The sequence below is a fragment of the Actinomadura sp. NPDC048032 genome, assembly GCF_040653175.1.
Taxonomy (GTDB): Bacteria; Actinomycetota; Actinomycetes; order Streptosporangiales; family Streptosporangiaceae; genus Spirillospora; species Spirillospora verrucosospora.
Genome location: NZ_JBEZJP010000343.1, coordinates 1 through 9,274 on the forward strand (window position 1 = coordinate 1; position 9,274 = coordinate 9,274).

General features: G+C 73.9%; 11 protein-coding genes. 9 read left to right on the plus strand and 2 right to left on the minus strand.

The genetic code is table 11. From position 1 onward, the window contains the following. Nucleotides 1-100 precede the first annotated feature (100 nt). The 3 genes from AB0C69_RS31855 to AB0C69_RS31865 are packed head-to-tail and all read left to right on the plus strand — an operon-like array spanning nucleotide 101 to nucleotide 1,524. Nucleotides 101-283, plus strand: a complete 183-nt coding sequence (locus AB0C69_RS31855; protein ID WP_360358692.1) for an FKBP-type peptidyl-prolyl cis-trans isomerase — start codon at nucleotides 101-103, stop codon at nucleotides 281-283. 45 nt (nucleotides 284-328) lie between these two features. Continuing rightward, nucleotides 329-985: a helix-turn-helix domain-containing protein gene (locus AB0C69_RS31860; protein WP_360358693.1), complete on the plus strand. Its 657-nt coding sequence runs from the start codon at nucleotides 329-331 to the stop codon at nucleotides 983-985. A gap of 32 nt (nucleotides 986-1,017) precedes the next feature. Continuing rightward, nucleotides 1,018-1,524 carry a DUF3291 domain-containing protein gene (locus AB0C69_RS31865; protein WP_360358694.1) on the plus strand — a complete coding sequence of 169 codons (507 nt, stop codon included), beginning with the start codon at nucleotides 1,018-1,020 and terminating at the stop codon, nucleotides 1,522-1,524. Nucleotides 1,525-1,527: 3 nt separating this feature from the next. Here AB0C69_RS31865 and AB0C69_RS31870 read toward each other — a convergent pair whose 3' ends face one another. After that, complete coding sequence (locus AB0C69_RS31870; RefSeq protein ID WP_353834839.1) at nucleotides 1,528-2,610, minus strand: DUF3866 family protein; 1,083 nt, start codon at nucleotides 2,608-2,610, stop codon at nucleotides 1,528-1,530. A 95-nt stretch (nucleotides 2,611-2,705) separates the two neighbouring features. On the opposite strand from AB0C69_RS31870, the gene AB0C69_RS31875 reads away from it, so the two are divergent. The 6 genes from AB0C69_RS31875 to AB0C69_RS31900 are packed head-to-tail and all read left to right on the plus strand — an operon-like array spanning nucleotide 2,706 to nucleotide 9,087. After that, nucleotides 2,706-3,731, plus strand: a complete 1,026-nt coding sequence (locus AB0C69_RS31875) for a WYL domain-containing protein (protein WP_345183000.1) — start codon at nucleotides 2,706-2,708, stop codon at nucleotides 3,729-3,731. Further along, nucleotides 3,728-4,729: a WYL domain-containing protein gene (locus AB0C69_RS31880; RefSeq protein WP_345183001.1), complete on the plus strand. Its 1,002-nt coding sequence runs from the start codon at nucleotides 3,728-3,730 to the stop codon at nucleotides 4,727-4,729. The genes AB0C69_RS31875 and AB0C69_RS31880 overlap by 4 nt, the downstream gene beginning before the upstream one ends. A 23-nt stretch (nucleotides 4,730-4,752) precedes the next feature. Further along, nucleotides 4,753-4,974: a hypothetical protein gene (locus AB0C69_RS31885; RefSeq protein WP_360358695.1), complete on the plus strand. Its 222-nt coding sequence runs from the start codon at nucleotides 4,753-4,755 to the stop codon at nucleotides 4,972-4,974. Nucleotides 4,975-5,002: 28 nt separating this feature from the next. Next, nucleotides 5,003-5,368 carry a twin-arginine translocase TatA/TatE family subunit gene (gene tatA, locus AB0C69_RS31890; RefSeq protein ID WP_360358696.1) on the plus strand — a complete coding sequence of 122 codons (366 nt, stop codon included), beginning with the start codon at nucleotides 5,003-5,005 and terminating at the stop codon, nucleotides 5,366-5,368. Nucleotides 5,369-5,413: 45 nt separating this feature from the next. After that, nucleotides 5,414-6,280 carry a twin-arginine translocase subunit TatC gene (gene tatC / locus AB0C69_RS31895; protein WP_345183005.1) on the plus strand — a complete coding sequence of 289 codons (867 nt, stop codon included), beginning with the start codon at nucleotides 5,414-5,416 and terminating at the stop codon, nucleotides 6,278-6,280. 38 nt (nucleotides 6,281-6,318) lie between these two features. After that, on the plus strand, nucleotides 6,319-9,087 hold the full coding sequence (locus tag AB0C69_RS31900; protein ID WP_360358697.1) for a DEAD/DEAH box helicase: 2,769 nt from the start codon (nucleotides 6,319-6,321) through the stop codon (nucleotides 9,085-9,087). On the opposite strand, the gene AB0C69_RS31905 is transcribed toward AB0C69_RS31900, so the two are convergent. Further along, on the minus strand, nucleotides 9,084-9,274 hold a 191-nt coding region (locus AB0C69_RS31905), incomplete at its 5' end, for a hypothetical protein (RefSeq protein WP_360358698.1). The genes AB0C69_RS31900 and AB0C69_RS31905 overlap by 4 nt on opposite strands.

The following is a 9,274-nucleotide window of genomic DNA, read 5'->3' on the forward strand; positions in this document are numbered from 1 at the left end:
GCCTCGGGCCGGATCTCCCCGCGCGCGGCGGCCTCGCGCAGCGCCTCGTAGAGCAGGTCGCGGACGGGTTTGGAGAGCCGGTCGCGCACGACGTCAGGCGATGATCGGGACCGGCCAGGTGATGAAGGGCTGGGACCAGGGCCTGGTGGGCCAGAAGGTGGGCAGCCGGGTGCTGCTGGTGGTGCCTCCGGCCCTCGGGTACGGGGCGAAGGGGCTGGCGCAGTTCGGCATCAGGGGCGACGACACGCTGGTCTTCGTCGTGGACCTCCTGGGCGCGCACTGAGCCGGGGTCTCTAAGTCGAGTGCCCGTCGTTCTTAGAATGGCGGGATGGAGGACATCGACGCGATCGCGCTGCTGCAGGATCCGGTGCGGCGGCGGCTGTACGAGTTCGTCGCGGCGCAGGGCCGGGAGGTGGGGCGCGGTGAGGCCGCCGAGGCGGCCGGCGTCGCGCGTACCCTGGCGGCGTTCCACCTGGACAAGCTGGTCGACGCCGGGCTCCTGGAGGCCGGGAGCAAGCGGCTGACGGGGCGGTCGGGGCCCGGGGCGGGGCGCCCGGCGAAGGTGTACCGGCGCTCGGCGGCGGAGCGGGACGTGTCGCTGCCCGCCCGCGACTACCGGACGGCGGCGGGCCTGCTGGCCGAGGCGGCGGAGACGGCCGGTCTCGACATGGAACTGCAGGACGCGGCCCGCCGCAGGGGCAGGGCGCTGCGGGACCGGGGCGCCCCCTTCTCCGGCCTGGACGATCTCGCGGCCGTGCTGGCCGACCGCGGCTACGAACCGGTCATGGACGACGACGGCGCCGTCCTGCGCATGCGCAACTGCCCCTTCCACGCCGTCGCCGAGCAGTTCCCGCCGCTCGTCTGCGGGATGAACCTGGCGCTGCTCGAAGGCCTGGTGGAGGGCTCGCGGGTCCGGGTCCGGATGGATCCCCGGCCCGGGTGGTGCTGCGTCGCGGCCCGTCCTTCTAAAAACAATGAGCATTGACATAGAAGTGGCGGGCGTGGTGGGGTGAGCCCATGAGCACACGGACCCGGTACCACCTCGCGCAGTTCAACACCGCCACGCTCCGCTTCCCCCTCGGCGACCCGCGCATGGCGGACTTCGTCGCCCTGCTGGAGCCGGTCAACGCGCTCGCCGACGGGACGCCGGGGTTCGTCTGGCGTCTGGTGGAGGAGGGGGAGGCCGACGCCACCGGGATGCGCCCCGCCGGCGAGGACGTCATCGTCAACTTCTCGGTGTGGGAGTCGGCGGAGGCGCTGTGGGACTTCGTCTACCGCAGCGCCCATCTGGAGACGATGCGGCGCCGCCGCGAGTGGTTCCAGCGGCACGTGGACGCGCATCTCGTGCTGTGGTGGGTGCCGGCGGGCCACATCCCGAGCGTCGGCGAGGCCCTGGAGCGCCTCGCGCTGCTGCGCGCCGGCGGCCCCTCGCCGCGGGCGTTCACGTTCACGTCGTCCTACACCGCCGAGGAGGCCGCGGGCGCCGGAGCCGAGCCGGCCGGCGCCGGGCCCGCGGCGCCCTAGGGGTCAGCCGAGCAGGGCGGCCGTGTGGCGGCCCGCGGCGGCGGCCGCCAGGAAGTAGGGGAGGTCCTCGTCCAGCCGGCGCCCCATGGTCGACAGCCGGACGCCCCAGTCCTTCTCGGCGGCGCTGAGGACCTCGTGGAGGCCGTCCACGGGGACGGGGACGAGCCGGTGCCGGTCGCCCAGCGGCGCGGCGTCGGCGGCGACGCGGGCTCCGAAGTGGCCGCCGAGCTCGGGGACGGGGATGTCGGCGCGGGCCAGCGCCACGCGCCCGTAGGCGGTCACGGAGTGGTGCGAGACGCCGATGTGCCGCTCGCGCCTGTCGCCCTCGCTGACCCGCAGCGACCCCACCGGCCGGCCGCCCAGCACGGACGCGGCGTTGACGGCCTCACCCGCCGAGACGCCCGAGAAGCCCCACCTGGTGCCCGTGCCCAGGTTCCCGGGGCCCTGGGCGAGGACCACCGCGTCGGCCTCCAGGACGAGGCGCGCGGCCAGCAGGCCGGTGTGGACGGTGACGGCCTCCAGGTCGCCGCCGAACGCCTGCCCCACGGTGACGGTCGCGGCGAGGGCCCCGGCGTCCTTCAGCCGGGCGATCGACATGGAGAACCACGACGGCAGCGCCCCGCCGTCCGGCATCACGTAGACGACCCGGGCGTCCGGGCGCCCGGCCAGCAGGGCGGCCAGGATCGGCGGCAGCGCGGAGTGCAGGTCGGCGACGACGACGGGCATCCCGTCCAGCGAGTCGGCGTCGCGCAGGGCCGCGTGGTGGGGCGAGTCCTGCTCGTCGGCGCCGAGGACGGTGGCCTGCAGCGGGGTGTAGCGGGCCTTGACCAGGTGGCCCGGCCCCTCAGGGTCGGGCGGGAGCCGGTCGGGGACCGCGACGACCATGGCGTACCCGCCGGTGCCGAGACCCATCGCCAAGGCCGTAGTGTTGAGCAGGACGGTGTCGCCCGGTTCGGGCCTTCCCACCAGGGCGGGATAGGCCAGGGCCCGGTGCGTCCCCTCGCCCCCGATCGAGACGTCCAGCTCGACCGCCCCCGGCCATTCGCGGCGGATGTCCTCGACTGTGCCTTTGCGCCATCGGATCACACCGGGAAACGGTAGCGTCCTGCACGACGGCACGTGGGGACGATCGGCACGCCGCCGGGGTTCGGGGCTCACGGAGGGAACGAGGTGGTGGCGAAGTGTCGCGGCGCAAGACCGAACGGCTGCTGAACCTGGTGGTCTGCCTGCTCGCCACCCGGCGCTATCTGACGGCCGAGCAGATCCGCCGGGCGGTGCCCGGCTACCCCGACTCCGACGAGGCGTTCAAGCGCATGTTCGAGCGGGACAAGGAGGAGCTGCGCGAGCTCGGCGTCCCGCTGGAGGTCGGCAGCGACCAGCAGGGCGGCGGCGGTGAGGAGATCGGCTACCGGATCCCCCCGCAGGCCTACGAGCTGCCCGACATCCACCTGAGCCCGGACGAGGCGGCGGTGCTGGGCCTGGCGGCGCGGGTGTGGCAGCGCGCCAGCATGGCCGAGGCGGCGTCGGGCGCGCTGCTGAAGCTGCGCGCGGCCGGGGTGGAGACCGACGTGGCCGCCGCGACGGGCATCGAGCCCCGGGTCAACACCCAGGACCCGTCCTTCCCCGCCCTGTGGGAGGCGGTGCGCGACGGCCGCCCGGTCGCCTTCGACTACCAGGGCATCGGGCGCACCTCGGTGGCCCGCCGCCACCTCGACCCCTGGGGCGTGGTGAGCCGGCGGGGCCGCTGGTACGTGGTCGGGTTCGACCGCGACCGCGACGAGCAGCGGGTGTTCCGGCTGAGCCGCATCGTCGGCGACGTCGCGACGGACGGCCCGCCCGGGTCGGTGACCGTCCCGGACGGCGTTGACGTTCGGCGCATCGCGTTCGACTGGAGCGAGCCGCTCGGCGAGCCCCGCCCGGCGGTCGTCCGCCTGCGGCGCGGAGCGGCGCAGGGCCCGCGGCGGTGGGCCCGGGACGTCCGCCCGGCCGACGCGCCGGGCTGGGACGGGGAGTGGGACGAGGCGGTCCTGACCTTCCGGGACGTCGACCGGTTCGCGCCCTACCTCGCGCGGTTCGCCGACGACCTGGTGGTCCTCGACCCGCCCGACCTGCGCGAGGCGGTCATCCAGCACCTGAAGTCGGTGCTGGCCGCGGCCGGCGCGCACCCGGCGGCGCACGGCGAGCATGGGGAGATGAGCGGCCGATGACGGCGAAGACGGCGGCCAAGGCGGCGACGACGTCCACCGACCGGCTCGCGCGCCTGCTGGCGCTCGTGCCCTACGTGGTCAACCGCGACTCGGTCGCGCTCGGCGAGGCCGCGGCCGCGTTCGGGGTGACCGAGAAGCAGCTGATCGACGATCTGAACCTGCTGTGGTGCGTGGAGCTGCGCGCGCCCGACCCCTACTGCCCGATCGACCTGTCCTACGAGGGCGGGGAGATCACGGTGGCGGAGGCGGAGTCGATCGCCCGGCCGCTGCGGCTGAAGGTGGACGAGGCGAGCGCGCTGCTGGTGGCGCTGCGGATGCTGGCCGAGATCCCCGAGCTGCACGACCGGGACGCGCTCAGCCGCGTGATCGCCAAGCTGGAGGGCGCGGCGGGCGCGGCCGCGGCGGTGTCCAGCAAGGTCTCCGTGGAGGTGGACGCCCGCGGCGGTTCGGCCGACTCGGCCCGCACCGCGGTCGGCGTGCTGCGCGAGGCGATCGCGGCGGGCCGCCGCGTCCACCTGACCTACTACGTCCCGGCGCGCGACGAGAACACCGAGCGCGACGTCGACCCGATGCGGCTGCTGGTCGTGGAGGGCACCACCTACCTGGAGGGCTGGTGCCGCCGGGCGGAGGGGGTGCGGCTGTTCAAGCTGGACCGGATCGCCGACCTGTCGGTGCTGGACGTGCCCGCCGAGGTGCCGGACGACGCGGAGCCGATCGACGTGGACGCCGGCCTGTTCCGCCCCTCGCCGCAGGACGAGGCGGTCACCCTGGAGCTGTCCCCGCGCGGCCGGTGGGTGGCCGACTACTACCCGTGCGAGAGCGTGGAGGAACTGGGGGAGGGGCGGCTCCGGGTCGTCCTGCGCACCCCTGACGCCCGCTGGGTGCGGGGCCTGGCGCTGCGGCTCGGCGACCAGGGCCGCGTCGTGGCCCCGGAGGCGATCGCGGCCGGGGTGCGGGAGGACGCGTCGCGGGCTCTGGCCCGGTACGGCCTGGCGTGAGCGGATCGGATAGCGTGGCGGGCGTGGCGTGGGTTTCGGTGTCGGTGTCGCTCGGGTTCGCCGGGCTGGCCGTGCTCGCCTGGTGCGCGTTCAAGGTGTGGCTCGGCGTGCGGCGTTTCGGACGTGAACTGGAGCGCACCAGGCGCCGGCTGGAGCCGGAACGGTCGGCGCTGAGCGGTGAACTCTCCCGGCTCGAGGACGATCGGTCGCCACAACCGCCCCGGGACGGCGTACGATCGTCCTGAGTGTCACCCGTCGAAGAAGGACTTGCACATGCCGAACATCGGGACCCCCGAACTGCTCATCATCCTGCTGGTCGTCGTCCTGATCTTCGGGTCGGCGAAGCTGCCCCAGCTCGCCCGTTCGCTGGGCAAGTCGGCGCGCATCCTGAAGGCCGAGACCAAGGGCCTGCGCGAGGACGATGACGACGCGCCGGCCGACCGGCCCGCCAAGACCATGCCGTCCTCGCAGGGCGAGGACGCGCGCGACAAGGCGGCGCGGCTGCGCGAGGAGGCGGCACGGCTGGAGCGCGAGGCCGCGGCGGCCGAGGGCGGGCAGCGCTCCCGCGGCGTGCTGGGCTCCGGCGAGCCGATCCAGGGCGTGCCGGTGTCGGACCCCGGTCAGGCGCGCAAGGCCTGATCCGGCCCCCGCCCCGACCCGCCACCCCCGAACCGAATGCCGACGATGAAGCTGAACAGGCGCGACGCCGCCGCCCCCGACGGCCGCATGCCCCTCATGGACCACCTCCGTGAGCTGCGGAACAGGCTGATCAAGGCCGTGCTGGCCTTCGCGGTGGGCGCGATCGTCGGCTGGCTGCTGTTCGACCCGGTCTGGGACTTCCTCAAGCAGCCGTACTGCTCCCTGCCCCAGTCCCACGTGGTCGACAAGGACCAGTGCTCCCTGTTCGTCAACGGGATCTTCTCCTCGTTCTTCCTGAAGCTGAAGATCTCCTGCATCATCGGCGGGGTCATCTCGTCGCCGTTCTGGCTGTACCAGATGTGGGCGTTCGTGGCGCCCGGCCTGTACCAGCGGGAGCGGCGCTGGACGTACGTGTTCCTCGGCGCCGCCGTCCCCCTCTTCTTCGTCGGCACCGCCCTGGCGTACCTGACGGTCGACAAGGGCCTGGCGATCTTCCTGGGGTTCGTCGCCGACGACGTCAAGCCCCTGATCACGGTCGACAGCTACCTCAGCTACGTGCTGACGATGCTGCTGGTGTTCGGGCTGACGTTCGAGCTCCCGCTGTTCGTCGTCGTCCTGAACATGGCGGGCGTGCTGAGCTCGTCGCGGATCCGCCGGTCCCAGCGGCTGATCCTGTTCGGGATCTTCGTCTTCGCGGCGGTCGCCACGCCGAGCGCCGACCCGTTCACGATGCTCGCGCTCGCGCTGCCGACCGTCCTGCTGTTCGAGATCGCCGCGCTGCTGGCCTTCCTCAACGACCGCAGGCGGGCCCGCCGGCCCGACCCGTACGCGGGCCTGTCCGACGACGAGGTCTCGCCCCTCGACCTCGAGTCGATCGACGCGGAGCTGGAGAAGGGCGACCGGGCCCGCTGATTGGGTATCGGGCCTGTCGAAACCGTAGGCTCGAAGGTATGACCACCCCCGACACCACGTCGGCCGGACAGAGCCCGGCCCAGCGCTACGCCGCCTACCGCCGGCGCACCGCCGGGCACGGCCCGGCCCTGCTGGACTTCCGGACGCTGTACGACTTCGAGCTCGACGCGTTCCAGCTGGAGGCGTGCCAGGCCCTGGAGGAGGGCAGCGGCGTGCTGGTCGCCGCCCCCACCGGTTCCGGGAAGACGGTGGTGGGGGAGTTCGCGGTCCACCTCGCCCTGACCGGCGGCACCAAGTGCTTCTACACGACGCCGATCAAGGCGTTGTCGAACCAGAAGTACGCCGACCTCGTCCGCCGGTACGGCCCGGAGAAGGTGGGCCTCCTGACCGGCGACAACAGCGTCAACGGCGAGGCCCCGATCGTGGTCATGACGACCGAGGTCCTGCGGAACATGCTGTACGCGGGCTCCCAGACCCTCGCCGGGCTGGCGTTCGTCGTGATGGACGAGGTGCACTACCTCGCCGACCGGTTCCGCGGCGCCGTCTGGGAAGAGGTGATCATCCACGTTCCGGACTCGGTGCGGATCGTGGCGCTGTCGGCGACCGTCAGCAACGCCGAGGAGTTCGGCGAGTGGCTGCACGAGGTCCGCGGCGACACCGCGGTGATCGTGGACGAGCACCGCCCCGTCCCGCTGTTCCAGCACATGCTGGTCGGGACGCGGCTGTACGACCTGTTCGTCGACACCGGCCGGGGCGGGGACCGGCAGGCCAGGCTGAACCCGCAGCTGACGCGGATGGCGGTGGAGGAGGTCCGGCGCGCCAAGGTCAACCAGGGCCGCCGCACCGGCCGCCGCCGGGCCGCGCGCCCGCAGCGGTTCCGGCCGCCCGCCCGGCCCGACGTGATCGAGCGGCTGGAGCGCGCCGGGCTGCTCCCGGCGATCACGTTCATCTTCAGCCGCGCCGGCTGCGACGCCGCGGTCCTGCAGTGCCTGCACGCCGGGATCCGGCTGACCTCCCGGGAGGAGGCCGAGGAGATCCGCGCGCACGCCGAGCTGCGCACCGCCGACATCGCGCCGGAGGACCTGCGGATCCTCGGCTACGGCGACTTCCTGGCGGCCCTGGAGCGCGGCGTCGCCGCCCACCACGCCGGGATGCTCCCCACCTTCAAGGAGATCGTCGAGGAGCTGTTCACCCGCGGGCTGATCAAGGCCGTGTTCGCGACCGAGACGCTCGCGCTCGGCATCAACATGCCGGCCCGCACCGTGGTGATCGAGAAGCTGGACAAGTGGAACGGCGAGGCCCACGTCGACCTCACCCCGGGCGAGTACACCCAGCTCACCGGGCGCGCCGGGCGGCGCGGCATCGACGTCGAGGGCCACGCCGTGGTCGTGTGGGGCCCGAACGTCGAGCCCGCGTCCGTCGCGGGGCTGGCCGGCACCCGCACCTACCCCCTGAACTCCAGCTTCCGGCCGTCCTACAACATGGCCGTGAACCTGGTCGGCGCCGTCGGCGTCGAGCGGGCCCGCACGCTCCTGGAGGAGTCGTTCGCGCAGTTCCAGGCCGACCGCGCCGTCGTCGGCCTGGCCCGGCAGGTGCACAAGAACGAGGAGGCCCTCCAGGGCTACGCCAAGGCCGCCGAGTGCCATCTCGGCGACTTCATGGAGTACTCCGCGATGCGGCGGCGGCTGTCGGACCGCGAGTCCGAGCTGTCGCGCGAGCGGGCCGGGGCCCGCCGCGCCGAGGCCGCCCGGTCCCTGGAGCGGCTGCGGCCGGGCGACGTCATCCTCGTCCCGTCCGGGCGACGCTCGGGCCTGGCCGTCGTCCTGGACCCCGGCGTCGGCCGCCGCTCCGACGGGCCCGCGCCGCTCGTGCTGACCGTGAACCGGTCCGTGCAGCGCCTGTCGATCCAGGACTTCCCGCGCGCGGTGGAGCCCGTCGAGCGGATCCGCATCCCGAAGTCCTTCAGCCCCCGCAACCCCCAGGACCGGCGCGACCTGGCGTCCACGCTGCGCAACAAGGTCCCCGACGACGCGCGCGAGCGCAAACGCTCGCGCGGCGACTCGCCCACCACCGACGACGCCGAGATCGTCCGGCTGCGCGCCGACCTGCGCGCGCACCCGGTGCACGGCTGCGACAAGCGCGAGGACCACGCCCGCTGGGCCGAGCGCTACCACCGCCTGGAGCGCGAGACCGAGCAGCTCCGGCGCCGCGTCGAGGGCCGCTCCCAGGTCATCGCCCGCACCTTCGACCGCGTCTGCGCCGTCCTGCAGCAGCTCGGCTACCTCGACGGCGACTCCGTCACCGCCGACGGCCGCCGCCTCGGCCGCATCTACAACGAGCTGGACCTGCTCACCGCCGAGAGCCTGCGCGAGGGCCTGTGGGAGAAGCTCGGCCCGGCCGAGCTGGCCGCGTGCGTGTCCGCCCTCGTCTACGAGTCGCGGCAGCCCGACGACGCGACGCCTCCCCGCACGCCCCCCGGCCCGGCTCAGGACGCGCTGGCGTCCATGGTGCGGCTCTGGGGCGTGCTGGAGGGCGTCGAGCGCGACAACCGCGTCTCGTTCCTGCGCGAGCCCGACCTCGGCTTCGCGTGGACGGCCTACCGGTGGGCCAAGGGCGACGATCTCGACGAGGTGCTGATGGAGAGCGACCTCACCGCGGGCGACTTCGTGCGGGCCGTCAAGCAGCTCCTCGACCTTCTCGGCCAGGTCACCGACGCCGCGCCCGCCAACAGCCACATCCGCAAGACCGCCCGCCGCGCCATGGACGCCATGCGCCGCGGCGTCGTCGCCTACTCGTCCGTCGCCTAGGCGGCCCGGCGCCGCGCCCGCCGGGCCGAGAGCGTCCGGTCGACGCGGTGGGCGGCCAGCCGGACCAGCAGGGGCTCCGGCGGGCGCCTCAGCCAGGCGGGGGCGGGCAACTCCCCCACCGAGGTGCTGGTCGCGACGTTCGAGCGGCTCGGCGTCCCGACGGGCGTCGACGTGCAGGGCGCGCTGG

Excerpts from the sequence above, each read along its gene's own strand:
- tatA (WP_360358696.1), top strand. The coding sequence starts at position 5,003 with ATGCCGAACATCGGGACCCCCGAACTGCTCATCATCCTGCTGGTCGTC.
- AB0C69_RS31865 (WP_360358694.1), top strand. The coding sequence starts at position 1,018 with ATGAGCACACGGACCCGGTACCACCTCGCGCAGTTCAACACCGCCACG.
- tatC (WP_345183005.1), top strand. The coding sequence starts at position 5,414 with ATGAAGCTGAACAGGCGCGACGCCGCCGCCCCCGACGGCCGCATGCCC.
- AB0C69_RS31855 (WP_360358692.1), top strand. The coding sequence starts at position 101 with ATGATCGGGACCGGCCAGGTGATGAAGGGCTGGGACCAGGGCCTGGTG.
- AB0C69_RS31860 (WP_360358693.1), top strand. The coding sequence starts at position 329 with ATGGAGGACATCGACGCGATCGCGCTGCTGCAGGATCCGGTGCGGCGG.
- AB0C69_RS31900 (WP_360358697.1), top strand. The coding sequence starts at position 6,319 with ATGACCACCCCCGACACCACGTCGGCCGGACAGAGCCCGGCCCAGCGC.
- AB0C69_RS31880 (WP_345183001.1), top strand. The coding sequence starts at position 3,728 with ATGACGGCGAAGACGGCGGCCAAGGCGGCGACGACGTCCACCGACCGG.